This is a genomic window from Rubrivivax sp. JA1026 (assembly GCF_011065555.1).
GTDB lineage: Bacteria > Pseudomonadota > Gammaproteobacteria > Burkholderiales > Burkholderiaceae_C > Rubrivivax > Rubrivivax benzoatilyticus.
The window spans coordinates 380,035-404,918 of the sequence record NZ_JAALCQ010000001.1 but is presented as its reverse complement, the minus strand read 5'-3'; the positions used below and the strand labels follow the sequence as shown (position 1 = coordinate 404,918).

The window sequence follows — 24,884 nt, the reverse complement described above, 5'->3', positions numbered from 1 at the left end:
CTGGCGCACGACACCACCCGGATTGCCCAGGCAGCGCGCGGCGCCAGCCCCTCGTAGCCATCGGGCGACGATAGCGGTTACACACCGGCAACCCGGTTGTCACACCCCCGCAATCTGGCGCCGACGTTGGGCCGCTGCAACACTTTGCGACAGCTTGTACGCACGACCATGGGAGGCCGCCCGCAATCGGCGGCAAAAAGATGGACGCGAGCGGCCGGCCTGCGCCATGGCGCAGGCCGGTCGGAGCCCCGTTCAGCGCGTCTTCAGGCCGTGACGAGTCGCGGCACCGCCGCCAGCAGCGTCTTCGTGTAGTCGCGCTGTGGCCGCGCCAGGACGTCGGCGCAATCTCCCTGTTCCTCGATGCGCCCGGCCTGCATCACCGCGATGCGGTCGGCGATGTACTCGACGACGCCGATGTTGTGCGTGATGAACAGGTACGAGACGCCGAGCTCGCGCTGGAGTTCGCGCAGCAGGTTGAGGATCTGCGCCTGCACCGACACGTCCAGCGCCGACGTGGGTTCGTCGCAGACGATCAGCCGCGGCTGCACCGCCAGCGCACGCGCGATCGCGATGCGCTGGCGCTGGCCGCCGGAGAACTCGTGCGGGTAGCGCTCGAGCGCGTCGCGGCGCAGGCCGACCTGGTCGGTCAGGCGCTCGATGCGCGCGCGCCGCGTGGCCGCGTCCAGGTCCGGATGCAAGGCCATCAGGCCTTCCTCGAGCAGGTCGGCGACGCGCATGCGCGGGTTCAGCGACGCGAACGGGTCCTGGAAGATGATCTGCACCTTGCGGCGCGCGTCCAGCAGCGCCGGCCCGTCGAGCTCGAACAGGTTCTGGCCGTCGAGCATCGCGCGGCCCTCGGTCACCGCGACGCGGCGCAGCAACTGCACGATGGCCTTGCCGGTCGTCGTCTTGCCGCAGCCCGACTCGCCGACCAGCGCCAGCGTCTCGCCGCGCGCGACCTGGAACGACACGCCGGCGACGGCGTCGAAGTGCCCGGTCACGCGCTGCAGCAGGCCGCCGCGGATCGGGAAACGCACCTTCAGGTCCTGCACGTCGAGCAGCGGCGCCGTCTCGCGCGCCGGCACCGGCGGCGGCACCGGCAGCTCGGGCCGCACGATCCGCTCCGGTGCAGCCGGCACCCCGGGCTTGTGCAGCAGGCACCGAACCTGGTGCGTGTCGCTGGTGTTCACCAGCTCGGGCAAGGTCGTCGCGCAGTGCGGCATCGCCGCCGCGCAACGCGGCGCGAAGCGGCAACCCTCGAACTGCAGCCAAAGCGGCGGCACGGTGCCGGGGATCGCCTCGAGCGCGACACCACGCCGGTCGCCGGCCGGCAGCGCGCGCAGCAGGGCCTGGGCGTACGGGTGCTGCGGGCGCGAGAAGAACTCGGCCGCCGGCGCCACCTCGACGATCTGGCCGGCGTACATCAGCGCCACACGATGCGCCATGCCGGAGACGACCGCCAGGTCGTGCGTGATCAGCAGCAGGCCCATGCGCTGTTCGCGCTGCAGGTCCTTCAGCAGGTCGAGGATCTGCGCCTGGATCGTCACGTCCAGCGCCGTCGTCGGCTCGTCGGCGATCAGGAAGTCGGGCTCGGTGGCCAGCGCCATCGCGATCATCACGCGCTGCTTCTGGCCGCCGCTCATGCGGAACGGGTAGTCGTCGATGCGGCGCTCGGGCTCCGGGATGCCGACGCGGCGCAGCCAGTCGATGGCCTTGGCGCGTGCGGCCGCGCCGCGCAGCGCGGTATGCGTCTCGATGGCCTCGACGATCTGGTCACCGACCTTCATCACCGGGTTCAGGCTGGTCGCCGGCTCCTGGAAGATCATGCCCAGGCGGCCGCCGCGCACGGCACGCATGCCGGCTTCGGGCAGGTCGAGCACGTCGACGCCGCCGATGTGCACCTGGCCGCCGGTGACGCGGCCGTTCTCGGGCAAGAGGCGCATCAGCGCCAGCGCCGTCATGCTCTTGCCGCAGCCGGACTCGCCGACGAGGGCGAAGGTCTCGCCGCGTTCGATCGCGAGCTTGAGCCCGTCGATCGCCTTGACGAGGCCGGCGTCGGCGTCGAGCACGACCTCGAGGTCCTGGATCTTCATCATGCCGAGACTCGCTTCTTGAAGCCCAGGCGCGGGCGGAAGGCGCGCGCGCGCGGGTCGAAGGCCTGCTGCACGCCGTCGGCGAACAGATTGGCGGCCAGCACCAGCACGACCATGAAGCCGAACGCCGCGGCGAAGCTCCACCAGACCACCGGGTCGCGGCTCATCTCGCTGCGTGCGAGATTGATCATGCCGCCGAAGCTGGAGGTCGTCGGGTCGACGCCGACGCCGACGTAGGTCAGCACGGCCTCGTAGAGGATCAGGTCGCTGAAGCTGAGCACGGTGGTGATCAGCACCAGGTGCACGACGTTGGGGAAGATGTGCCGCGCCATGATGCGCGAGGGCTTCACGCCGAAGGCCATCGCCGCCTGCACGAAGTCGAGTTCGCGCAGCTTCAGCGTCTCGGCGCGCACCAGCCGGCACAGCGTCGACCAGCCGGTGAGGCCCAGGATCACGCAGAGCATGAAGATCTTCAGGTCGCCACGCTCGACGCCGGTCTCGAACCAGTCGGGGTGCTTGTCGAGCCAGACCTGCACCATCAGCACGCAGGCCGCGATCAGCAGCACGCTGGGCACCGAGGACAGCGTCGTGTAGAGGTACTGCACGACCTCGTCGACCCAGCCGCGGAAGTAGCCCGCCAGGATGCCGAGCACGATGGCCAGCGGCAGCGTCGCCAGCGTCGCCAGCGTGCCGATGACGAAGGCCGTGCGCACGCTCTTCAGCGTCTGCACCAGCACGTCGTTGCCGGTGCGGTCGGTGCCGAAGACGTGGTAGTGGCCGGCCAGCGCGGCGATGACGCCAGCCAGCACGCAGATCACGGCGAAGGTGATCGCCGCGGCGCGCCAGGGCAGCTCGGTGCGGTCGGCCGCGAGGTCGGCCAGCGCGGTGCCGAAGCCGCCGTGGCTGCGCGCCAGCGCCGCCGACAGCAGCAGCACGGCCGCCAGCGCGACGGCGAGGCCGCCGCCGGCACCGGCCAGCGCGCGCGAGGACACGTCACCGGCCCACTGCGTCTCGGGGTCCGTCAGGTGCACGCCGCCGTGTTCGAGGCGGGGGAACTCGCGCAGCGTGACGCCGTCGCGCGTGACGCTCTGCTTGTTCAGCGCGCGCCAGGCCAGCGGCTCGGAGTAGCTGGACTCGCGCATCGAGATCTGGCGCGCCAGCGCCAGGTCCAGCAGCGACTGGGTGCGCGTCTCGTAGAACACCTGGCCCGAGGCCTGGCCCTGGGCATCGGCAAGCTGGCGGCGGAAATGCACGCTGTCCAGCGCGGTGATGAACAGGAAGACCAGCAGCACCAGCACCGAGCACAGCGCCGCCGGGTCGCGGAAGACCTTCTTCCAGGTGGCGCGCAGCGGCTCGCTGCGCAGCACGCGGATCGTGTAGCCGGCCAGCGCGGCGAACAGCGCCCACAGCGCCAGGTCGGTCCAGAGCAGGACGAACTTGAATCCCATGACGTTCCCCGGCTCAGTTCAGGCGGACCCGCGGGTCGACCCAGGTGTAGGCGACGTCCAGCAGGATGTTGGTGGCGATGTACAGCGCCGAGCCGACGAAGACCATCGTGCGCACGATCGCGAAGTCCTGGCCGCCGATGGCGTCGATGACGAAGGCGCCCAGGCCCGGGATGCCGAAGAAGCTCTCGAACACCAGGCTGCCGAGGAAGACGTAGGGCAGGTAGCCGGCGGCGCTGGTGATGATCGGGATCAGCGCGTTGCGCAGCACGTGGCGGAACAGCACCACCTGCTCGGCCAGGCCCTTGGCGCGCGCGGTGCGCACGTAGTCCTTGCCGATCTCCTCGAGGAACATCGCGCGGTACAGCCGCGCCTCGCCGCCCAGCCGCGCCAGCAGCGACAGGATGATCGGCAGCGCCAGGAAGCGCAGCGCATCCAGCCCCGGCGCGTAGCCCGAGATCGGCACCAGCCTGAGCACGCGCGAGAACAGGAACTGGCCGACGATGATGTAGAACAGGCTCGAGATCGACAGCATCAGCACGCAGAGCACGACGCCCCAGAAGTCGATCTTCGAGTGCCTGAAGAACACCAGCATCAGCGAGAAGCTGACGCTGACGATCAGCTGCAGCAGGAACAGCGGCAGCGCCAGTTGCAGGCTCACGCCCATGCGCGAGGCGATCTCGTGGCCGATGTCCACCGAGCGCGCCGAGTCGCTGCGGCCGAAGTCGCCCTTCATCAGCGAGATCGAGCGCTCCCAGAGCACGGTCTTCGTCAGCTGCTCGGTGCCCTGCCCTTCGGAGTTCCAGTACAGCGGCTTGTCGTAGCCGCGTTCGGACTTCCACTTCTCGATCTGCTCCTGCGTCACGCGCTTGCCGCCGATGTTCAGCCGCGCCATGTCGTCGGGCGTGTTGACGGTGAAGAACAGGAAGAAGGTCAGCAGGTTGACGCCGATGAGGATCAGCAGGCCGTAGCCGAGACGGCGCAGGATGTAGGCACCCATGTCAGTTGGCCTCCGCCGTGCCGCGGGCGGTCGCGGTCTCGCGCGCCTTGAAGCTGCGCCGTCCGATCCACACCAGCGCCGCGAGGCCCAGCACCAGCAGCGCCACCGGCCAGACGATGGGCCGGTTCCACTCGGCCTGCTTGCTGGCGCGCAGTTCGGGGTCGAGGCGGTAGTACTTGGCCATGTCGCGGATCAGGATCGAGGGCTTGCCGTTGTGCACCCATTGCTGGAACGCCAGGCCGCCCCACGGGAAGTAGCCGAAGCACCAGGGCGAGTCCTGCTGCACGATGGACACCATCCGGTCGATGACCGCCTGCTTCTCCGGGCCGTCGTCCAGCGACTGCAGCTTGCGGTACAGGCCGTCGTATTCGGGATTGTTGTAGTTGGCGTAGTTGTCGCCCTGGCTCTGCGAGCGGCCCAGCGGGCCGTAGAGCAGGAACAGGAAGTTCTCGGCGTCCGGGTAGTCGGCCAGCCAGCCGCCCCAGAAGATCTGGTGCCGGCCCTGCAGCGTCTTGTCCTGGTACTGGTTGAAGTCGGTCGCGCGCACCTCGAGCTGGATGCCGAGCTTGGCGAACTGCTTGATCATCCAGTCGTTCTCGCTCTTGCTCTCGGGCGTCGGCGCACGCTGGAAGTCGTAGTTCAGGACCAGCGGCTTGCCGGTCGTCGCGTCGCGGCCACCGGGGTAGCCGGCTTCGGCGAGCAGCTTCTTCGCGTCCTCGATCGGCCGGCGCACGACCTTGCCGTCGACCAGCGTGTGCGTCACCGGGTTGTAGAAGCCCGGCTGGCCTTCGCGCGAGCCGAACAGCCCCGGCGGCACCGGCGAGTGCGCGGCCACGCCGCCCTTGGACTTGAAGATGCGGCCGTAGCCCTCCTCCCAGTCGATGGCGATGGCGATGGCCTGGCGCAGCTTGCGGTTCTTCGCCTGCTGCTCGGGCGTGTCGCCCTTGCCGACCACCGGGTCGAGCATGTTGAAGCCGAGGTACCAGTTCGAGATGTCGGTCATCAGCGGGAACTGGAAGCCGCGTTCCTCGTAGAGCTTGCGCACCGCGTCGGAGTCGTCGGCGTCGTTGCGGAAGTCCACGCCCCACTCGGGACGCTCGATCTCCGGCACGTCGAAGTAGCCCTGCTTGAACTTCTCCTTGCGCGGCACCTTCTCCTTCTCGATCGTCACGTAGAGCTTGTCGATGAAGGGCATCGGCTTGCCGCAGTCGGCCAGCAGGCCGGCCTCCGCGTCGCCGGGCATGCCCTCGCAGGGATAGGTCTCGCCGTGGAAGTTCGGGTTGCGCTGCAGCACGTGGCGGCGGTCGCGCACGAAGTCGACCATCATGTACGGCCCCGTGCCCACCGGCCACTGGTTCAGCGACAGGCCGTTCTCGCTCATGCCGTCCTGGGCGTAGAAGGCGTCGGCCTCCCACGGGATGGGCGCCAGGAAGGGCATCGCCATCCAGTAGCTCCACTGCGGGTACTTGCCCTTGAGCCGGATGCGCCAGGTGTACTTGTCGACCGCCGTGCTGCCGGCCAGCGGCCACTTGCGGAAGTCGAGGAAGGGCTTATCGCGGGCGTCGCGCGGCAGCCCGGCGAGCAGCTTGGCGTCCTCGCGCTTGACCATGTCGGCGTACTCGCGCAGGCCGATCACGTACTCGGAGAAGATCGCGAAGACCGGCGCCTCGATGCGCGTCGTCGCGTGGCGCTTGAGCGCGTAGACGAAGTCGTCGGCGACGAGCTCGCGCGTGCCCTGGTGCTCGAACTCCAGCGGCGAGCGCTTGGCGCCGAGCTGCTCGCGCGTGAGGTTCAGGTACAGCGGCCGGCCCTGGTCGTCACGCGCGAACGCCGGGTGCGGCTGGAACATGATGCCCGGCCGGATCTTGACGTCGTAGACGCTCTCGGCGATCTGGTCCGGCGGCGCGTTGTCGGGCAGCTCGCGGCCGTCGCGGTCGAGGTAGCGCGGCTTGGCGACCTCGGCCGCCGACTTCGGGATCAGCGTGTACGGCCGCTTCAGGTAGTGGTACCCGTAGGGCGGCTCGTAGATCTGGTAGGTGTACGCCGACTCGGGGTTGGCGTAGGAGGCCACCGGGTCCAGGTAGCGCGGCGAGCGCTCGTCGAACGAGTAGAACATCGTGTTCTCGCGTTCGGCGCCGGCGGGATACGGGCTGTTGTTGCAGCCTGCGGACAGCAGGGCCGCGGCCAGGCCCAAGGCCAGCCCGAGACGGACGACGATCGAATTCCCGCGCATGCGGTCGCACTCCTCGCGGCGCCGGCCTCGGGGGGATGGGCCCCGCGGCCGACGGCATCAATACCGGATCCGCCTACGCGGCCTCGCTCGTGACGGGCACCGGCGGAAAAGCCCGCGATTCTAGGGGCCCGCGCGGGCTCACCAACCCACGAGCACGTCGCGGCCCTGCACCAGCAGCTCGACCTTGGCCCCCACCGGCAGCGTCACCTTGGTCGGCACGTGGCCGAACGGCAGCCCGGTGAGGATCGGCACGCCGGTCTGCGCACGCAGGTACTCGACCACCGTCTTCAGCTTGTAGCCGCGGTCGGACTTCACCGGCTTCCACTCGGTGAAGCTGCCCAGCAGCAGCGCCTTCTGCGCCCCCAGCACGCCGGCCTGCAGCAGCTGCAGCAGCATGCGCTCGACGCGGTACGGGTGTTCTGCGACGTCCTCCAGGAACAGCACGCCGCCACGGATGCGCGGCCAGTGCGGCGTGCCCAGCAGCGAACACAGCACCGTGAGATTGCCGCCCCAGAGCGTGCCCTTGGCCGAAAGGCCGTCGAAGCCGGCCTCGGTGCGGAACCCCACCGCCTCCAGCTCGCCGCGCATGGCCTCGACGAAGCAGCCCTCGGTGACCTCGTCGACGCCGCCGTCGGCGTCGGAGCGCCCGAAGTCGTAGGCCGCCAGCGGGCCGGCCCAGCTGCGCGCGCCGCCGTGGGCCAGCATGCCCAGCTGCAGCGCCGTCAGGTCGCTGTGGCCGACCCAGCGTGTGCCCTGCTCGACGCTGCGCGCCAGCAGCGCCCAGTCCAGCCGGTCGAGCAATCGCGTCGTGCCGTAGCCGCCGCGTGCGGCCATCGCGACCGATGGCGCGGCCTCGGCGATGCGGTGGATCGCCGCCAGCCGGGTGTCGTCGTCGCCGGCGAAACGCTGCTGCCGCGCCAGCGCCGACTCGTCGATCGACACCTCGAAGCCCAGCCCGGCCAGGCGCTTGGCGGCGCGGCGCAGCACCGGGGCCGACGGCAGCGCCCCGGCGGGAGAGAACAGATGCAGGGTCTGCGCCGCCGGCGGCTCGTGCCCGCAGGCGCAGCCGGGGCCGTGTTCGTCGTGATCGGGGTGAGCGTGGTGTGAAGTCATGAGGAGGTCGGAGGCCAGCTGTCGAGCTCGCGCGTCTCGCCGGCGGGGATGGCGCGCGCGGCGCGGGCCTCGCGCGCCAGGGCCCGGCGTTCGGCGAAGAAGCGGCGCAGCAGGTCGCCGCATTCGGCGGCCATCACGCCGCCGACGATCTGCGTGTGGTGGTTCAGGCGCCGGTCGGCGAAGAGGTCGACGACCGAGCCGGCGGCGCCGGTCTTGGGGTCCGGCGCGCCGAAGACGATGCGCTTGAAGCGCGCGTGCATCAGCGCCATCGCGCACATCGCGCAGGGCTCCAGCGTCACGTAGAGCTCGCACTCGGGCAGGCGGTAGTTGCCCAGCAGCGTGGCGGCGTGGCGCAGCGCGACGATCTCGGCATGCGCCGTCGGGTCGTGGGTGGTGATCGGCCGGTTGTAGCCGGTGGCCAGCACCTGCGGGCCTTCGGGCCCGGGGCGCACGATGACCGCGCCGACCGGCACCTCGCCGACGAGCCAGGCGTTCTGCGCCTGGTCCAGCGCGATCGCCATCGCGTGCAGGTCACGCTCGTGCTGCAGTCCGGAATCGGTCACGGTGTCGAGGGGTTCAGCCAGGCGGCACGGATGCGGCGGCCGCACTGCACCGAATCGACGGCGACGGTGGTGTCGGGATCGCGGTCGAGCAGCGCCAGGCGCGAGATCACGCCGTACCAGGTCCTGGACGCGTCGATCCACGGGTAGAAGCCGAAGGCGCCGGGGCTGCTGAAGGCGCCGTCGCCGACCGTGGGGTCGTCCTCGACCCAGTGGCCGATCGAGTAGTGCCACTGCTCGCCGGCGGGCGACGGCGTGAACTTGGCCTGCGCGCAGCTCGCCGGGTCGACGCAGACCGGGTGCGTGCCCAGCGCGGCGCGCCCGTGGCTCAGCGTGCCGTCGAGGATGCGGCGCAGGAAACGCGCGTAGTCGGCGGCCGTGGTCTCGACACCGCCGGCCGGCTGCGGGCCCGAGTAGCCGAGCACGATCTCGCTGCCGAGCACCCGGCGCACCTCGGCCGCCAGGGCGTCGGCATCGAGGTCGGCCAGCCCGTTGCGCGCGGCATGCACCTGCATGTGGGCGCCGCTGTAGACGAAGAAGCCGTCGTTCTCCTCGACATAGTCGCCGTTGCTGCCGCCACGGCGGCCGCCGCGCCCCAGGCAGCTGCCGACCGTCGTGTCGGGCCCGCAGAAGCTGAAGTTGGTGTAGCCGCTGCGAAAGGTCAGGAAGTCGACGTCCTCGGCGCTCAGCAGGCCCTGCTGGCGCTGCACGAAGTACGCGCCGTAGAGCCACTTGGACGCCGAGGCGACGGCCAGCCGGGTGTCGGCCGTCACGCTGAGCGCGCCGGACGACACGCTGCCCGAGGCCCGCGCGCCGGCGGCGTCGCCGATCTCCCAGTAGAACGGGCGGATCTGGCGGCAGTCTTCGGCACCGTCGGCAACCGCCTGGGCCGCAGCGGTGCGCTGGGCCAGCGTCGGCGTGCTGCTGGTCTGACCGCCGCCGCCACCACCGCCGCAGCCGGCGAGCACGCCCAGCAGCAGCAGCGCCAGGCGGCGCAGGACGGGAGTGGCGAGCGTTCGGTCCATGGGCGGCGCATTATCGCGGGCCTGCAGGCGCCGCGATGGCGGCGGCACCTGCAAGCGCACGCCCCTCAGCCGCGGGGCATGAAACGATGCGAGGCCGCCTCGACGACGATCGTGCCGGGGCATTCGACGCGCAGCCCGCCACGCTCGAGCACCACGCCGGCCCCGCCCTCGACGGCCAGCACCAGGCGGCGGCCGGCCAGCAGGTCGGCCCGATCACCCGCGGCGCCCAGCGACACCGCGCCGCGCGCCTCCAGCGCCACGTCGGCGGCGTCGGCCCGCAGCTCGAAGCCGCCGCCGGCCGCGACGACCAGCCCCGCCGCGGTGTCGGGTGCCGGCTCGGCGTCGTGCTCCAGCGCCCCGGCCAGCACCGACACACGCCCCTGAGCCCCCAGCTGCCAGCCGCCGGCCGCGAACTCGGCCAGGTCGCGGCCGGCGACGCGGCTCAGCGTGCCGGTGGCGACGACGACGGACGCCGCCGCCGCGTGCAGCACGCCGCCGGCGGCGTCGGCCACCACCGCCGGCGCCGGGCCGGGCCCGGCCCGCAGCGCCTCGCAGACGCGCGCCACGCCGTCCCCGCCGGCCGGCTCCAGGGCACCGGACGGCAAGGTGCGATGCCCCGTGGCCGCCTGGGCCAGCGTGTGCACCAGGCGCTGCAGCTCCTGCGCCAGCGCCTGCCCGGCGGCGTTGTCCGCGGCCGCCGCAGCGGCCGGCGCGGCGCGAGCCAGCAGCAGCAGGCCGCAGGCCGCACGCACCGCCCCGGCCGCGTCGGAGCGCAGCTCGAAGCCGGCGCCGCGCGGCGTGCCGCGGCGGTTGCCGGCCTGGTGGACCAGTGCCCCGAGATTCAGCTGCGTCGCCGCCAGCGACGTCGCGAGTTGGACCCGCAGCGCGCCGTCGCTGTCGTCGAACACGAGCTGGTTCCAGCCCTCGCCGCCGAGTTCGCGGCTGCGCCAGCCGCTCATCGCGGCGGCGTTGCCCTGGCCTCCATGCGCGGGCGCCGCGGGCGAGGCGCCATGCCAAGGGGGCGCGTGCGCGCCGGCGATGCAGTTGCCCTGCCCCGCCGGCTGGTGGTCGGAGCCCGCGGGCAGCGGCGGCCGGGGCACGGCCGCAGCGCCGCCGGGCGTCGGTTCGACACCACCTTCGCCGATGCCGTCGTGCACGCCGGCCAGCACCACCATCCGCTCCGGGTCGCCGTCGAGCAGCCCGACCAGCACACGCTGCCCGACACGCGGCAGCCACTGCGCCGCGACCCCGGCGCCGGCCCAGGGCTGCACGACCCGCAGGGGGCCGGTCGCGTCGGCCGTCCACCGGCCCGGCGTGGCGATCTCGGGCGCCTGGAAATCCAGGCGCACACGCACGCGGCCCTCGGCATCGGCCGCCGGGCTGCCCGCTGCGCAGCCATCGTCGCCAACGACCACCGCGCCCAGCAGCCCGGAGACGCCGCTGCGCGGGGACGGCACGCGCGCGGCGTCGGCGACCGGCCGCCAGGGCCGGTCGCGCTCGACGGCGACGAAGGCATTCGCATAACCGCAGGACTGCGCTGCAGCCCGCAGCGCGGGGTCGAGCCAGCCGGCCTCGAGCGGCAAGCCCGGCGCGCGCGCCTGCCAGGGTGCTGCGCGGTCGCCGGCACCCTCGTTGACGCCGGCGTGCAGCACCCGCACCGGCAGCAGCGGCGGCACCGATCGGTCGTCGCGCAGGCCGAACCAGCGCCCGGGCGCCAGGCTGCGCACCGTGCCGCGCCCGTGCCACTCGCGCATGCCGCAGCGTCGCGCCTGGCACAGCCTTTCGAGCCGGCGTCGCGCCGCGTCGCCGTCGGCGAACTCGGCATCGCGCGCAGCCAGGCGCTCCGGAGCCGGGCCGCCGGGCGCACCCGCCAGGCTCGCCGCCAGCACACGGCCGGCCATCGCATCGACGCTGGCCGCGACCAGGCCGGGCGGCGGCAGGCGGGTCGTGCGCGCGAGCGCCACCAGCACCTCGGCATCCCGCGCCGGCTCGCCCGCGTGCAGCGTCCAGCCGCCGACGGCGGCCGCGCCGGCGTCCTCGGCGCACTCCTGCGCGTCGTCGGTCTGCGCGAGCACGTGGACGGTGTCGCTCCCGGGGTCGATGCGCAGCACCAGGCCCTCGGCGGCCAGCAGGCCCAGCAGGAAATCCAGGTCGGTCTGGCGGTACTGGACGGTGACGTCGCGCGGCGCGCCGGCCGAGGCCGATGCCGCCAGGTGCCAGCGAGCCACAGCGACATAGGGCTCGAAGACATCCTGCAGGACCTCCTGCAGCGCGCGCGCCAGCCACATCCTGCTGTGCACGCCGTGCTCCAGCAGCGCGAGCCAGCTGCGCACCCGCAGACGGTAGCGCGCCAGGCCGCCGTCGGCATCACCCGCCTCGGCCTCGAACACCAGGCCGCAGCGCCGCGACACCCGGCCATCGGCATGGCGCGCGAGCAGCGCCAGCGGCCGGCCGAGCATCGGCGCCAGATCCAGCGTGGCGTCGGCGGCACGGCAGGCGAGCTCCATCTCGCCGGGCTCGTTCAAGCCCTCGCGGGCCGCCCAGGCCTCCAGTTGCAGGCCCGGCGGCAGGTCGGGCGCGTGCAGCAGGAAGCGCGCGCCCCCCTCGGTCCCGGCCGACGCCGGCCCGCCGCCTCGCCGGCCGGGCGGAGGCGGAATCGACGTCGGGGCGGAGCGCTGGAACATCGTCGGACGGCACTCAGGACGCCGCCGGACGCGACGGCACGCCATCGTAGGCAGGCGCCTTCGGCGGCCACTCCCCACGGCGGAGGCGCCGCCGCGAGCCCCCTCCGCGGAGGGATGGTCGCAGCAGACCGGGTCGGCACACTGCCACGGCCCACCCCGAGTCAGCCCACGCGGAGCCACCATGTCCAGTCCGGTCGTCCTCGTCGCCGTCCTGCTGTACTTCGCCGCCGTCAGCGGCGTGCTCGGCCTGATCATGCTGCCCCACTGGCAGGCCCAGGCCGGGCGGCTGGTGGTGCGCGCATGGCAGCGGCTGCGCCCGGGGCAAGAGCTGGTGCTGCCGGCCGGCCTGCGAAAGCTCGGGCGGCCGTTCGCCGCGCTTCACGCCGGCCTCGAGGCCGACCGCCTGCCGCCGCACCTGATGCTGCTCGGGCTGCTGACGGCGGTCGTCATCGCCGCGGGCCCGGTCGCCGGGTTGCTGCTGCACGAGCGTATCGGGGCCCGTCTGCCACTGGCCAGCTTCGGCACGCCGTCGGCGGCGGACGATCGCATCGCGCCGCGGCTGGCGCCTGCGATGGTGGCCGAGCCTTTGCCACCCGCCTGGCTGCACGAGGCTGGCCAGCCGCGCGGTCAGGAGCACGGTGCCGATCGCGACTGGTCGAAACTGCAGCCGCAGTTCCGGCGCCGGCTCGTCGCGCTGTTCGAGATCGCGCAGGAGCGCCACGGTTACCAGGTCGTGCTGATGGAAGGCCACCGCAGCGCCGAACGTCAGGCCCGGCTGGCAGCACTCGGTCCGGCCACCACCCTCGCCGGCCCCGACCGCAGCCGCCACCAGGCCGGCCTCGCGGCCGACCTCGCCTTCGTGCGCGACGGCCGCCTGCACTGGTCCGAACGCGACCCGTGGACGCTGCAGGCCTACCGGCACATCGGCGAGATCGCGACCTCGCTCGGCCTGCAATGGGGCGGCCACTGGACGTCGTTGCGCGACCTGGCCCATGTGGAATGGCGGGATCGGGAGCCGGCGTCGGCGCCCGGCGCGCCGCCGTCCGCGGCCGTGCTCGCCTCGGCGCGCTGATCCAACGCCACGACGATGTCCCGCGCCTACGTCCGTGTCGGCGACCGCACCAGCCACGGCGGCGTCGTGCTGGCCGGCAGCCCGAACACCGAGCTCCAGGGCCGTGCGGTGGCCCGCGTCGGCGATCCGGTCAGCTGCCCGCGCAAGGGGCACGGCCAGCACAACCGCATCGTCAGCGGCGACCCACGCCTGCTGATCGACGGCCAGCCGGCGGCACGCGAGGGTGATCGCTGCGCCTGCGGCGCGCGGCTGCTGGCGTCGCAGACGACGGCGGGCGACTGACATGACCAGCGTCCCGTCTCCGCGCCGGCAGGCCGGCACGAAGCTCGCACGTCTGGCCGCAGCGGCCGGCGTGCTGCTGCTGGCCGCAGGCGCCTCGCTGGCTGCGGTGGCCGCAGGCGCGGGGCGCGCATGGGCTGCCAGCGCCGCACTCGTGGTGCTGCTGGTGGCCGCTGCGGGATGGGCGATCGACCAACACCGCGACCGTCGGCGCGCCCGGCAGCTCGAGGCGGCCGTCGCCGGCCAGGCGCCGGCCAGCGGCGGCGACGCCCTGCGCGAGCGCCTGCGCCTGGCGATGCGCACGCTGCGCCGCTCGCGCCTGGGCCAGGCGCACGGCCACGCGGCCCTGTACGCCCTGCCCTGGTACGTGGTGATCGGCGAGCCGGCGACCGGCAAGAGCAGCGCGGTGCTGGCCTCCGGGCTGGGTTTTCCGTTCGACGGGAGCGGCACGGCGGTGGGCGGCGTCGGCGGCACGCGCGACTGCGACTGGTTCTTCGGCTCCGAGGCCATCGTGCTCGACACCGCCGGGCGCTACGCGGTGCAGCCCGAGGACCGCGACGAGTGGCTCGAGTTCCTGCGCCTGCTGCGGCGCGCGCGGCCGCGGGCGCCGCTCGATGGCGTCGTGGTCGTCGCGAGCGTCGCCGAACTCGCCCGCCTGGGCGCCGACGGCATCGTCGCGCTGGCCCGCCGGCTGCGTTCGCGGGTCCACGAGCTGAGCGAGCGGCTGGAGATCGTGATGCCGGTCTACCTGGTGTTCACGAAGGCCGATCTGGTCGACGGCTTCGAGCCGTTCTTCGCCGACGCCGACGACACCGAACGTGAGCGCGTCTGGGGCAGCACGCTGCCCTGCCGCGATGCCGGCACGGCCAGCGCGGCGCAGCGTTTCGAGGCCGGGTTCGCCGCGCTGCGCCAGGGCCTGCGCGAGCGCGCGCTCGCCCGGCTGGGCGCCGAGGGCGGCGCGGCAGCGCCCCAGGTTCTCGGCTTCACGCTCGAGTTCGCCGCGCTCGAGCCGGCGCTGACGAGCTTCGTCGCCACGCTCTTCGACGACGACCCGTATCACCTGCGCCCGCTGCTGCGCGGCTTCTATTTCACCAGCGCGCTGCAGTCCGGCCAGGCCCGCCCGATGGCCTGCGCCGCAGTCGCGCAGCGCTTCGGCCTGGTCCCGGACACCGTCGCGACGGCAGCGCGGCGGCCCGGGCCGTCGGACGGACGGCCGTTCTTCCTGCAACCCCTGTTCGGCCGCGTGCTGGGGGGCGACCGCGGGCTGGTGCGCCGGCAGGCGTCGCCCCGCCGTCGCCGCCTGCAGCGTGCCGGTTTTGCCGCCTCGCTGCTGCTCGTGGCCGTGGCGCTGGGCGGCATGAGCACGTCCTACCTGGCAAACCGCAGCCTGGTCGCGGACACCGCCGCCGAACTCGAGCGCCTGGCGGCACGGGCATCCGAGGGAGACGATCCCGGCCCACGGCTGGCGGCCCTCGAAGGCCTGCAGCAGCGGTTGCAGGCGCTGCAGGCCTGGCGCGGCTCGGCGCCGTGGTCGCTGCGCTGGGGCCTGTACCAGGGCGAAGCCCTCGAGTCGCGGCTGCAGGCCGACTACCACGCCGGCCTGCAGGCGCTGCTGCTGGCGCCCGCCGCCCAGGCCCTCGAACGAGAGCTCGAGGCCTTCGCCGGCCGCGACCCGGCGTCACCGCCCTCCGGTGACGGCGACGCCGACGCCGCCTACGGCGCGCTGAAGGCCTACCTGATGCTGGCCGAACCCGGCCGCCGCGAGGCGGCACACCTGAAGGATCAGCTGACGCCGCGCTGGCGCGACTGGCTTGCGGCCCGCCGGGGCGCGGCGCTCGACGACGAGACGCTGCGACGCGCGCAGGCGGTGGCGGCGTTCGCGTTGTCGGGCGGCGGCAAGGCGGTCTTCCCGCCGCTGCCGCTGCGGGCCACGCTGGTCGACGCGGTGCGCCGGCGTCTGCACATGGCGCGCGACACACGCCCGCCGGAAGAACGGGTCTACGCCGAGATCCGGGAGCGTGCCGCGGCGCGTTACGCGCCGGTCACGCTGGCCGGCTTGCTCGGTGCCGCCGACGACACCCGCGCCCCGTTCAGCGGCGGCGAGGTGGTATCGGGCGTCTACACCGCCGAAGCCTGGCACGGGCTGGTGGAACCGGCGATCCGCGCGGCGGCCGAAGGGGCGCTGCAGCGGCAAGACTGGGTCCTCGACACCACGACCAGCGAAGACCTGTCGCTGCGCGGCAGCCCGCAGCGCATCCGGGAGGACCTGAGCGCGCGTTATCGGCGCGAACACGCCGCCGCATGGCAGCGCTTCGCCGACGGGCTGAGCGTCGGCCCATTCGCCGGCCCCGGCGACGCCGCAGCCGCGCTGGAGCGCCTGGCCGATCCGGCGCTGTCGCCGCTGCGCCGCCTGGTGCTGGCCATCGCACGGCAGACGCCGGCCGCGGAACACGAACTCGCGCCGGCCGTCGCCGGCAGCCTGGCGGCGTGGGCGCGCCACGCGATCGGCGGCGTGACACCCGGCGCCCAGGCGGCGACGCCGGTGGCGGGCCGCGCCTCGGGCGCCGACATCGCGGCGGCACTGGCCGACTTCGCCGCGCCCCGCCCGGCAGGCGAGGCACCGGCCGCGCTGGCACGCTACGAGGCGGCGCTGGGCCGGGTGCGCACACGCATGCAGGCACTGGCGCAGTCCGAAGATCCCGGCCCCGGGGCGCGAGACCTGCTCGCGGCCACGCTGGCCGACACCGAGAACTCGGAACTCGCGGCCGCGCTGCGCCTGAGCGAGGAACTGCTGGCTGCCGTGCCGACTGGCGCGCGCTCGCTGCTGCGCCCGCTGCTCGTGCGCCCGCTGTCGGCCAGCGTCGCGGTGCTGGTGCCACCCGCCGAAGCCGAGCTGAACCGGCGCTGGCAGGCCGAGGTGCACGACGGCTTCGCGCGCTCGCTGGCCTCGCGCTACCCGTTCGCGCCGGGTGCACGCGTCGAAGCCGCGGCCGAGGAGATCCTGCGCGTCTTCGGGCCGGCCGGCAGCATCGCGCGTTTCACCGACACCGCGCTGGGTCCGCTGGTCCTGCGCCGCGGCGACACGATCGAGCCGCGGCGCTGGGGCGACCTGGGCGTGCGCCTGCGTGTCGAGTTCACGCGCGGTGTGCCGGGCTGGCTGGCCGCCGACGGCGTGCCCGGGGCCGGGCGCGACGCCTCGACGGCCTTCCAGCTGCGGCCGCTGCCCAGCCCGGCGCTGGTCGAGTACACGGTCGAGATCGACGGCCAGACGCTGCGTTACCGCAACGCGGCCGCCGGCTGGGCCGACTTCGTCTGGCCGCACAGCAGCGCGGCGCCGGGCGTGCGCATCCGCGGCACGACGGCCGACGGCGCAGCGGTCGTCTTCGTCGACGCACCGGGCGCCTTCGGCCTGGACCGGGCCTTCGAACTCGCCGACCGTCGGCGGCAGGACGACGGCAGCACCGAGCTGGCCTGGACGCAGGACGGCCACACGCTGCGCCTGCGTCTGCGCCTGATGCGCGCCGCCGCCGGCGCCGGGGCCGCGGGGGCCTGGCGTGGCCTGCAGCTGCCCGCGCTGGTGGCCGGCCCCGTGAAGCCCGAGCCCGGCAACACCCGATGAACACCCGACTGCCCAGCAACACGATGCCGGTGCACGCCGCCTGCTTCGGCAAGCTGCCGTCGCAGCCCGACTTCGTGCGCGACAGCCGCCATCCCCGCCTGGAGGCCTGGATCGACCGCTGGCTCAGCCAGGCCCTGGAGTCGGCAGCGTCGGACGCCCACTGGAAGCGGCTCTACGACAGCGCCCCGGCGCTGGACTTCGCCGTGCTGGGGCCGGCGTCGCCCATCGCCGTCGCCGGCCACCTGCGGCCCAGCCGCGACGCCGCGGGCCGGCGCTTCCCGTTCGCCGTGGCGCTGCAGTGCGACAGCACGATGCCGAGGCTGCGTGCAGCGCGCGCGCCGCTGGTCTTCGCGCGCACCTGGCAGCGCTGCGCGGAGGCAGCCGGCCGCGCCGCGGCCCGGCCGCTGCGGCCGGCGGCGGTGGTCGAACACGAACTCGCGGCGCTGCGTGTGCCCGAGCCCTGGGACTACGAAGCGAGCTGCGCCGACCACGCCGCACTCGAAACCCTGGGCGGCCTGGAGGCAAGGCTGCGCCCGGCGCATCCCGAGATCGACCTGCGGGCCACGCTGCTGGCGCTGGGGGCCCTGCTGCAGCCGCTGGCACGCCGCGGGGCCGGCGTGCCGGCGCGAGGCCTGAGCCTGCCGCTGCCGTCGACGGCCGCCGAGCAGCCGGTCGTCGCCGCCTGGTGGACGTCACTGGTGGCCGACGCGCTGGGTGCCGCCGGCCACGACTGGCTGCTGCTGCGCCCCGGCGGCGGCGCAGGGGCGTCGCCGCGCCTGCTGCTCGAGTTCTCCGGCGCCTGTGCCGAAGCGCTGCAGGCCGCCTGGGACCCGCATCGCTGCGCCGAGCGTTACGTCGACCTCGCCGCCCCGGCCTGGGCCGAGGCGGTGGCCGAGCGCAACGAGCACACGCGCCGGCTCGCCGCCTACCTGAACCACGGCTCGCTGTCGCTGGCACTCGCCGCCGCCAGCTGGCGCGAGGCCTTCGCGGCCGATGGGCCATGAGGCGGGCCACCGTCCTCGCCATGGTGGCCTGGGCTGCCGGCCACGGCCACGCGGCCAGCGGCCGTGTGCTGCTCGACGGCGTGGTGCCAGACGAGGCAACGAAGCGGGCGATCGCCGCCCAGGCGCGCGAGGTCTTCGGCGCCGACCGTGTCGACGACCGGCTGCGCCTCGGGGCGGTGGCGGCCCCGCCGGGCTGGGCCGACGCGGCACGGCGCCTGGTGGTCCCGGCGTTGCGCCAGGTGGCACGCGGCGAGCTGACGCTGCACGGCCGGGACGCCCGCATCGAAGGCGAGGTCGCCGACGAAGCGGCACGGCGGGCGCTGCTGCGTGCGCTCTCCGCCCCCGCCGACGGCTGGCCGCTGCACGACGCGCTGCGCCTGAGCGCAGCGCCAACGGGTCGCGCGCCGCCGGTCCCGGTGCCCGGCGTCGAGTTCGAGCCCGGCAGCGCCCGGCTGACCGACGCCGGCATCGAACGCCTGGACGGCCTGCTGGCGGCGTTGAACCGCGCGCCGGCACGCCGCTTCGAGGTCGTCGGCCACACCGACGACGCCGGCCCCCGGGACCTCAACCTGGCGCTGTCGCGTGAACGCGCCGAGGCGGTGCGCGCGCACCTCGTCGCCCGCGGCGTGGCCGCAGCCCGCATCGAGGTCCGAGGCGCAGGCCCTGACGAGCCCGCAGCCGACAACGGCACGGCCGCGGGCCGGGCCCGCAACCGGCGCATCGAGCTGCGCCCGCTCGACTGACGCCGCCACGCCCCCGGGAGCCCCGCCCATGACCCCAGCAGACCTCCTGGCCCCGCTGCCCGGCGAAACCGGAACCGGAAGCGACCTCGCGCTCGGGCCCGAGTTCGAGGCCATCGCGCGCTGGCGCGAGGAAGACGATGCCACGCTGGCCCAGGGCGCGTGGCGCACCCCGCCGCGCCAGGCCGACTGGGACGCCGTGCAGCGCGAGTGCGCCGCCCTGCTGGCCACGCGCAGCAAGGACCTGCGGCTGGCCGGCTGGTGGGGCGAAGCCTCGGCCCGGCTGCAGGGCCCCGCCGGCCTGGCCGACGGGCTGGAGCTCGCCGCGGCCCTGTGCGAGCGTTTCGGCGCCGAGCTGCATCCGCGCATCGTCGACGGCGACACCGAACCGCGCGCCGCGGCGCTGGGCTGGTGGCTGTCGCGGGTGGTGCGCCTGGCCGGCACCGCGCCGGTGCTGCGCCTGGGGCGCCGCGGGCTGGGCATCGGCGAGCTGGAACTGCTGCGCCGGCGCGCGGCCCTGTCGGCGGACAACCCCGACGGCGCACACGGCGCCGTGCAGAAGGAGCTGAACCAGGCGCTGGCCACCGGCGTGGACCAGGCCGCGCACGGCCCCGCTGCCGCCCTGCGGCGCGCCCGCGAGGCGCTGTCGCGGCTGCAGGCCGTGTGCGACACGCAGCTGCAGGCGGACTGCCCCTCGTTCGACGCCGCCACCGACGCGCTGGAACAGGCCGCGGCCACCTGGGCGCGTTTTGCCCGCGACGGCGGCCTGGCGGTGCCCGATGTCGTCCGCCCCGCACACCCGCCGGGCGGTGGATCGACCGGCGGCCAGACCCTTCCGGAGAGCCGTTCGTCAGCCGCGGCGCCGCGGCCGGCCGGCCCGGACGACGACCCGGCCGGAGCATGGCACCGGCTGGAGAGCGGCGAGCCGCAGGGCCGGGACCAGGCGATCGCCCAGTTGCGCCAGATCGCCGAGTACCTGCACCGCACCGAGCCGCACAACCCGGCGGCCTATCTCGCCGACAAGGCGGCGCGCTGGGCCGGGCTGGCGCTGCACGCCTGGCTGCGCGAGGTGCTGGCCGACGAGCAGGCGCTGGCACGCCTGGAGACGACGCTCGGCGTCAGCCGCGGCGCGGACCCCGGGCACGAGGCGCGCTGAAACCGCCTGAAGAGCGGCTGGGACGGCTGGGACGACCGGAGTTGCAGGGATGGCCGGGACGGCCGGAGCAGTCGCAGCAGCCCCTTGCCGCGGCCGATGCCGGTCGGCATCCCGCGGCGAGGGCCGCGGCGACGGGCCGCTGCGGCTGCAGCTTGGCGCCGGCCTGTCGCAGGTCTGCGACCCGTGGACAGCCGAATCGATGATGCGGCCACGAGTCCGGTGGCAGGGCGCCTCCCGGCGCCCCGCCACCGGCTCAGCGCGGCGCGCTGGCCGCCGGCGCCGCCGCCGTGGTGGCGTCGGCCTCGCGCCAGCCGCCGCCCAGCACGCGGTACAGCGTGACCAGGTTCTGCGCCTGCAGCGCACGCACCTGGACCTCGCTCTGCTGCGCCGCGAACAGCGAACGCTGCGCGTCCAGCAGGTCGAGGTAGCTGGCCGCGCCGTTGCGGTAACGCAGCTCGGCCAGCTCGACGCGGCCCTGCTCGGCCTTCACCTGGGCCTGCAGCGCGGCAAGCTGCTCGCCCAGCGTCGCCCGGCCGGCCAGCGCGTCGGCGACCTCGCGGAACGCCGCCTGCACCGCCTTCTCGTACTGCGCGACGGCGATGTCGCGCCCGGCGTTGGCCGAGTCGAGGTTGGCGCGGTTGCGGCCGGCATCGAAGATCGGCAACAGCAGCTGCGGCGCGAAGGTCCAGCCGGTGCTGCCGCCCTTGAACAGGCCGCTCAGCTCGCTGCTCGCGCTGCCGGCGGTGGCCGTCAGCGTGATCTGCGGGAAGAACGCGGCACGCGCTGCGCCGATGCGGGCGTTGGCCGCGATCAGCTGCTGCTCGGCCTGCAGCACGTCGGGCCGGCGCGTCAGCACCTGCGACGGCAGCCCGGCGGGCAGTTCGGGCAGCGCCGCCTGCTCCGACAGCGGCAGCGCCGCCGGCAGGTCGCCCGGCAGCGGCTGGCCGAGCAGCAGCACGAGCGCGTTCTCGTCCTGGGCGCGCTGGCGCAGCAGCTGGGCGTGCGTTGCACGCGCCGCCTCGTACAGCGACTGCGCCTGGCGCAGGTCGAGCTGCGACGAGGCGCCGACGTCGAAACGCAGCTGCGTCAGCTTCAGCGACTCGGCGCGCGTGGCGAGCGTTTCGCGTGTCACGCGCAGCAGCTCGTCGTCGGCCTGCAGCGCCAGGCAGCCGTTGGCCACCGACGCGATCAGGCCGATGTGCACTGCCTTGCGCGCCTCCTCGGTGGCCAGGTAGCTGGCCAGCGCGGCGTTGTTCAGGCTGCGCACGCGGCCGAACAGGTCCAGCTCGTAGCTCGACACCGCCAGGCCGGCCTGGTAGGTGCTGTTGATGCCGGAGTCGGTGGACACGCGGTTGCCGCTGACGCCGACGCCGAGCGTCGGGAACAGATCGGCGCGCTGCACGCCGTACTGCGCCCGCGCCTGCTCGATGTTGAGCACGGCGACACGCAGGTCACGGTTGTTGGCCAGCGCGATGCCGACCAGGCGCTTCAGGCGTTCGTCGCGGAAGAACTGCTGCCAGGGCAGGTCGGCCGCGGCGACGGCGCCGGGCGCCGTCGTGCCGCCGGCCTCGGGGAAGGCGCCGGCCACCGGGGCGGCCGGGCGCTGGTAGTCGGGCGCCAGCGTGCCGCAGCCGGCGAGCCCCGCCGCGGCGACCAGCGTCAGGCCCGGAAAGATACGACGCGCGGCCATCACTTCTTCTCCTCGCCGGCCGCCGGGGCTTCGCCCTCGGCCGCCTCGTGCGCGTACATGCGCCGTTGTCGTTCGCTGCCCTTGAACATCTTGCGCACCAGCACGAAGAACAGCGGCGTGAAGAACACCGACAGCACGGTGGCGGTGAGCATGCCGCCCATCACGCCGGTGCCGATCGAGTTCTGGCTCGCCGAGCCCGCGCCGCTGGAGATCGCCAGCGGCAGCACGCCCAGGATGAAGGCCATCGAGGTCATGATGATCGGGCGGAAGCGCAGGTGCGCGGCCTCCAGCGCCGACTCGACCAGGCTCTTGCCCTGCGCGTGCAGGTCCTTCGCGAACTCGATGATCAGCACCGCGTTCTTCGCCGACAGGCCGATGATCGTGATCAGGCCGACCTTGAAGTACACGTCGTTCTCGAAGCCGCGCAGCAGCGTCGCCAGCGCGACGCCGACGACGCCCAGCGGCACCACGAGGATCACCGACAGCGGGATCGACCAGCTCTCGTACAGCGCCGCCAGGCAGAGGAACACCGCCAGCAGCGAGAACGCGAACAGGATCGTCGCCGTCGAGCCCGAGAGCTTCTCCTCGCGCGAGGTGCCGGTCCACTCGAAGGCGAAGCCCGGCGGCAGCTGGCCGGCCAGCCGCTCCATCTCGGCCAGCGCGTCGCCGGTGCTGTAGCCCGGCGCGGCCGCGCCGGCGATGCGCATCGCCGGATAGCCGTTGTAGCGCACCGTCTGCATCGGGCCGGTGACCCACTCGGTCGTCGTGAACGCCGACAGCGGCACCGGCTTGCCCGACGAGTTCAGCGCGTTGATGCGCAGCAGATCCTCGGGCTGCATGCGCGCCGGCGCATCGGCCTGGACGACGACACGCTGCATGCGGCCGGCGTTCGGGAAGTCGTTGACGTAGGACGAGCCGAGCGAGGTCGACAGCGCGGTGTTGATCGCCGAGAAGCCCACGCCCAGCGCCGCCGCCTTCTCGCGGTCGATGTTGAGCTTGAGCTGCGGCGCGTCTTCCAGGCCTTCGGGGCGCACGCCGGCGAGCACCTTGCTCTGCGAGGCCATGAACAGCAGCTGGTTGCGCGCTGCCAGCAGCGCCTCGTGGCCGTTGCCGCCGCGGTCCTGCAGCCGGAACGCGAAGCCGCTGGCCGAGCCCAGCTCGGGGATCGGCGGCGGGCTCACCGGGAAGATGAAGGCGTCGCGGATCTGCGAGAGCGCGCCGAACGCCCGGCCGACCAGCGCCTGCGCCGAGCCGGTGTGCAGGTCACGCTCGTCCCAGTCCTTCAGCGTGACGAAGCCCAGCGCCGCGTTCTGGCCGCTGCCCGAGAAGCTGAAGCCCATCACGCTGACCATGCTCGAGACCTCGGGCTGCTTGAGCATGAAGTCCTCGACCTGGCTCATCACCGCGCTGGTGCGCTCGGTGGTCGCGCCCGGGGGCAGCTGCACGTTGACGATCAGCGTGCCCTGGTCCTCGTTCGGCAGGAACGAGGTCGGCAGCCGCGCCATCAGCAGCGCCAGCGCGCCGCCGATCGCGGCGTAGATGATCAGCATGCGTCCGCCGCGGCGCAGCACCCAGGCCACGCGGCCCTCGTAGCCGCGCGCGGTGCGCGCGAACGTGCGGTTGAACCAGCCGAAGAAGCCGCCCTTCTCCATGTGGTGGCCGGCTTCGACGGGCTTCAGGAAGGTCGCGCACAGCGCCGGCGTGAACGACAGCGCCATGAAGGCCGAGAACAGGATCGAGGCCACCATCACCGCCGAGAACTGGCGGTAGATGTTGCCGACGGCGCCGCTGAAGAAGGCCAGCGGCACGAACACCGAGACCAGCACGACGGTGACACCGACGATGGCGCCCGAGATCTGGCCCATCGCCTTGCGCGTGGCCGCGCGTGGCGACAGCCCCTCGGTGCTCATGATGCGCTCGACGTTCTCGATGACGACGATCGCGTCGTCGACGACGATGCCGATGACCAGCACCATGCCGAACATCGTCAGCACGTTGATCGAGAAGCCCAGCCCCAGCAGCACCGCGAACGTGCCCAGCAGCGACACCGGCACCACGAGCGTCGGGATGATCGTGTAGCGGATGTTCTGCAGGAACAGGTACATCACGAGGAACACCAGGATCACCGCCTCGATCAGCGTCTCGACGACCTGCTTGATCGAGATGTCGACGAACTTGGAGCTGTCGTACGGGATCGTCGCCTTCACGCCCTGCGGGAAGTAGCGCGAGAGCTCGTCCAGCCGCTCCTTGACCGCCTTGGCGGTGGCCATCGCGTTGCCCGACGGCGACAGCTGCACGCCGATGCCGGTCGAGGCCTTGCCGTTCAAGCGCGCCTGCGTGGCGTAGGCCTGGGCGCCGAGTTCGACACGCGCGACGTCCTTCAGCCGCACGGTCGAGCCGTCGGCGTTGGCGCGCAGCACGATGTTGCCGAACTGCTCGACGGTCTTGAGCTGGCCGTCGACGACGACGGTGGCGAAGATCGGCTGGCCCGGCACGTTCGGCCGGTCACCGATCGTGCCCGAGGCGACCTGCGCGTTCTGCGCCTGGATCGCCGCGTTGACGTCGGCCGTCGACAGCTTGTAGCCGACGAGCTTGGCCGGGTCGATCCAGATGCGCATCGCGCGTTCGGTGCCGAACAGCTGCACCTGGCCGACACCGGGCACGCGCTGCAGCTCGGGCACGACGTTGCGCGCCGCGTAGTCGCCCAGCGCCACCGGGTCGTAGGCCGGGTTCTCGGAGGACAGGATCGTGAACAGCAGGAAGTTCGAGCGCGACTTGTCGACGCGCACGCCCTGCTGCGTCACCGCCTGCGGCAGCCGCGGCGTGGCGCGGCTCAGGCGGTTCTGCACGTCGACCTGGGCCAGGTCGGGGTCGGTGCCCGGCTCGAAGCTCAGCGTGATCGAGCCGCTGCCGTCGGCCTGCGCGACCGACTCCATGTAGATCAGGCCCGGCGAGCCGTTCATCTCGCGCTCGATGACGCTCAGCACGCTGTCTTCCAGCGTCTGCGCCGAGGCGCCCGGGTAGGCGGTCTGCACGACGATCGACGGCGGCGCGACCGAGGGGTACTGGGCCACCGGCAGCTGGGTGATCGCGACACCGCCGAAGACGATGACGAACAGCGCGATCACCCACGCGAAGACGGGGCGGTCGATGAAGAAACGTGCCATCTAG

General features: G+C 73.5%; 16 protein-coding genes. 6 read left to right on the top strand and 10 right to left on the bottom strand.

Annotation, left to right across the window (positions count from 1 at the left end; genetic code table 11):
* Positions 1 to 263: 263 nt before the first annotated feature.
* The 8 genes from G5B56_RS01840 to G5B56_RS01805 all read right to left on the bottom strand — a co-directional run bounded on the left by G5B56_RS01840 (position 264) and on the right by G5B56_RS01805 (position 12,153).
* A complete protein-coding gene (locus tag G5B56_RS01840; RefSeq protein WP_029718455.1) occupies positions 264 to 2,096 on the bottom strand; it encodes a dipeptide ABC transporter ATP-binding protein in 1,833 nt (610 codons plus the stop codon).
* Positions 2,093 to 3,541 (bottom strand): ABC transporter permease, encoded by a 1,449-nt coding sequence (locus tag G5B56_RS01835; protein WP_009857272.1) that lies wholly within the window; start codon positions 3,539 to 3,541, stop codon positions 2,093 to 2,095. The genes G5B56_RS01840 and G5B56_RS01835 overlap by 4 nt, the downstream gene beginning before the upstream one ends.
* 13 nt (positions 3,542 to 3,554) lie before the next feature.
* Positions 3,555 to 4,538 carry an ABC transporter permease gene (locus tag G5B56_RS01830; RefSeq protein WP_009857271.1) on the bottom strand — a complete coding sequence of 328 codons (984 nt, stop codon included), beginning with the start codon at positions 4,536 to 4,538 and terminating at the stop codon, positions 3,555 to 3,557.
* A 1-nt stretch (position 4,539) separates the two neighbouring features.
* On the bottom strand, positions 4,540 to 6,771 hold the full coding sequence (locus G5B56_RS01825; protein WP_164962140.1) for an ABC transporter substrate-binding protein: 2,232 nt from the start codon (positions 6,769 to 6,771) through the stop codon (positions 4,540 to 4,542).
* A 138-nt stretch (positions 6,772 to 6,909) separates the two neighbouring features.
* Positions 6,910 to 7,884 carry an LD-carboxypeptidase gene (locus tag G5B56_RS01820; protein WP_206023467.1) on the bottom strand — a complete coding sequence of 325 codons (975 nt, stop codon included), beginning with the start codon at positions 7,882 to 7,884 and terminating at the stop codon, positions 6,910 to 6,912.
* The gene (tadA, locus tag G5B56_RS01815) at positions 7,881 to 8,447 is read right to left on the bottom strand and encodes a tRNA adenosine(34) deaminase TadA (RefSeq protein ID WP_164962139.1); all 567 of its coding nucleotides are present in this window, start codon (positions 8,445 to 8,447) and stop codon (positions 7,881 to 7,883) included. The genes G5B56_RS01820 and tadA overlap by 4 nt, the downstream gene beginning before the upstream one ends.
* Positions 8,444 to 9,469, bottom strand: a complete 1,026-nt coding sequence (locus tag G5B56_RS01810) for a hypothetical protein (RefSeq protein ID WP_164962138.1) — start codon at positions 9,467 to 9,469, stop codon at positions 8,444 to 8,446. Before G5B56_RS01810 ends, tadA begins: the two co-directional genes overlap by 4 nt.
* Positions 9,470 to 9,534: 65 nt before the next feature.
* Positions 9,535 to 12,153: a contractile injection system protein, VgrG/Pvc8 family gene (locus G5B56_RS01805; protein ID WP_029718454.1), complete on the bottom strand. Its 2,619-nt coding sequence runs from the start codon at positions 12,151 to 12,153 to the stop codon at positions 9,535 to 9,537.
* Between the two features lie 181 nt (positions 12,154 to 12,334).
* Between G5B56_RS01805 and G5B56_RS01800 the strand changes: the two genes are divergently transcribed.
* The 6 genes from G5B56_RS01800 to tssA are packed head-to-tail and all read left to right on the top strand — an operon-like array spanning position 12,335 to position 20,023.
* Positions 12,335 to 13,225 (top strand): M15 family metallopeptidase, encoded by an 891-nt coding sequence (locus tag G5B56_RS01800; RefSeq protein WP_164962137.1) that lies wholly within the window; start codon positions 12,335 to 12,337, stop codon positions 13,223 to 13,225.
* 15 nt (positions 13,226 to 13,240) lie between these two features.
* On the top strand, positions 13,241 to 13,507 hold the full coding sequence (locus G5B56_RS01795; protein WP_009855712.1) for a PAAR domain-containing protein: 267 nt from the start codon (positions 13,241 to 13,243) through the stop codon (positions 13,505 to 13,507).
* 1 nt (position 13,508) lies between these two features.
* Positions 13,509 to 17,123 (top strand): type VI secretion system membrane subunit TssM, encoded by a 3,615-nt coding sequence (gene tssM, locus G5B56_RS01790; protein ID WP_164962136.1) that lies wholly within the window; start codon positions 13,509 to 13,511, stop codon positions 17,121 to 17,123.
* Positions 17,120 to 18,127: a type VI secretion system-associated protein TagF gene (gene tagF, locus G5B56_RS01785; RefSeq protein WP_164962135.1), complete on the top strand. Its 1,008-nt coding sequence runs from the start codon at positions 17,120 to 17,122 to the stop codon at positions 18,125 to 18,127. The genes tssM and tagF overlap by 4 nt, the downstream gene beginning before the upstream one ends.
* Entirely contained in the window at positions 18,124 to 18,870 is a 747-nt protein-coding gene (locus G5B56_RS01780; RefSeq protein WP_240920620.1) for an OmpA family protein, read from the top strand. The genes tagF and G5B56_RS01780 overlap by 4 nt, the downstream gene beginning before the upstream one ends.
* A gap of 28 nt (positions 18,871 to 18,898) precedes the next feature.
* A complete protein-coding gene (gene tssA, locus G5B56_RS01775; protein ID WP_164962134.1) occupies positions 18,899 to 20,023 on the top strand; it encodes a type VI secretion system protein TssA in 1,125 nt (374 codons plus the stop codon).
* 253 nt (positions 20,024 to 20,276) lie between these two features.
* On the opposite strand, the gene G5B56_RS01770 is transcribed toward tssA, so the two are convergent.
* Positions 20,277 to 21,713 (bottom strand): efflux transporter outer membrane subunit, encoded by a 1,437-nt coding sequence (locus tag G5B56_RS01770; protein ID WP_164962133.1) that lies wholly within the window; start codon positions 21,711 to 21,713, stop codon positions 20,277 to 20,279.
* Positions 21,713 to 24,880, bottom strand: coding sequence for an efflux RND transporter permease subunit (locus tag G5B56_RS01765; RefSeq protein WP_029718453.1), 3,168 nt, complete (start codon positions 24,878 to 24,880; stop codon positions 21,713 to 21,715). The genes G5B56_RS01770 and G5B56_RS01765 overlap by 1 nt, the downstream gene beginning before the upstream one ends.
* Positions 24,881 to 24,884 lie beyond the last annotated feature (4 nt).

What these genes read in the sequence shown, in the direction of transcription:
- G5B56_RS01780 (WP_240920620.1), top strand. Translation starts at nt 18,124, where the DNA reads ATGAGGCGGGCCACCGTCCTCGCCATGGTGGCCTGGGCTGCCGGCCAC.
- G5B56_RS01810 (WP_164962138.1), bottom strand. Translation starts at nt 9,469, where the DNA reads ATGGACCGAACGCTCGCCACTCCCGTCCTGCGCCGCCTGGCGCTGCTG.
- G5B56_RS01805 (WP_029718454.1), bottom strand. Translation starts at nt 12,153, where the DNA reads ATGTTCCAGCGCTCCGCCCCGACGTCGATTCCGCCTCCGCCCGGCCGG.
- G5B56_RS01820 (WP_206023467.1), bottom strand. Translation starts at nt 7,884, where the DNA reads ATGACTTCACACCACGCTCACCCCGATCACGACGAACACGGCCCCGGC.
- G5B56_RS01825 (WP_164962140.1), bottom strand. Translation starts at nt 6,771, where the DNA reads ATGCGCGGGAATTCGATCGTCGTCCGTCTCGGGCTGGCCTTGGGCCTG.
- tssA (WP_164962134.1), top strand. Translation starts at nt 18,899, where the DNA reads ATGACCCCAGCAGACCTCCTGGCCCCGCTGCCCGGCGAAACCGGAACC.
- G5B56_RS01830 (WP_009857271.1), bottom strand. Translation starts at nt 4,538, where the DNA reads ATGGGTGCCTACATCCTGCGCCGTCTCGGCTACGGCCTGCTGATCCTC.
- tssM (WP_164962136.1), top strand. Translation starts at nt 13,509, where the DNA reads ATGACCAGCGTCCCGTCTCCGCGCCGGCAGGCCGGCACGAAGCTCGCA.
- G5B56_RS01770 (WP_164962133.1), bottom strand. Translation starts at nt 21,713, where the DNA reads ATGGCCGCGCGTCGTATCTTTCCGGGCCTGACGCTGGTCGCCGCGGCG.
- G5B56_RS01840 (WP_029718455.1), bottom strand. Translation starts at nt 2,096, where the DNA reads ATGATGAAGATCCAGGACCTCGAGGTCGTGCTCGACGCCGACGCCGGC.
- G5B56_RS01795 (WP_009855712.1), top strand. Translation starts at nt 13,241, where the DNA reads ATGTCCCGCGCCTACGTCCGTGTCGGCGACCGCACCAGCCACGGCGGC.
- G5B56_RS01800 (WP_164962137.1), top strand. Translation starts at nt 12,335, where the DNA reads ATGTCCAGTCCGGTCGTCCTCGTCGCCGTCCTGCTGTACTTCGCCGCC.
- tagF (WP_164962135.1), top strand. Translation starts at nt 17,120, where the DNA reads ATGAACACCCGACTGCCCAGCAACACGATGCCGGTGCACGCCGCCTGC.
- G5B56_RS01835 (WP_009857272.1), bottom strand. Translation starts at nt 3,541, where the DNA reads ATGGGATTCAAGTTCGTCCTGCTCTGGACCGACCTGGCGCTGTGGGCG.
- G5B56_RS01765 (WP_029718453.1), bottom strand. Translation starts at nt 24,880, where the DNA reads ATGGCACGTTTCTTCATCGACCGCCCCGTCTTCGCGTGGGTGATCGCG.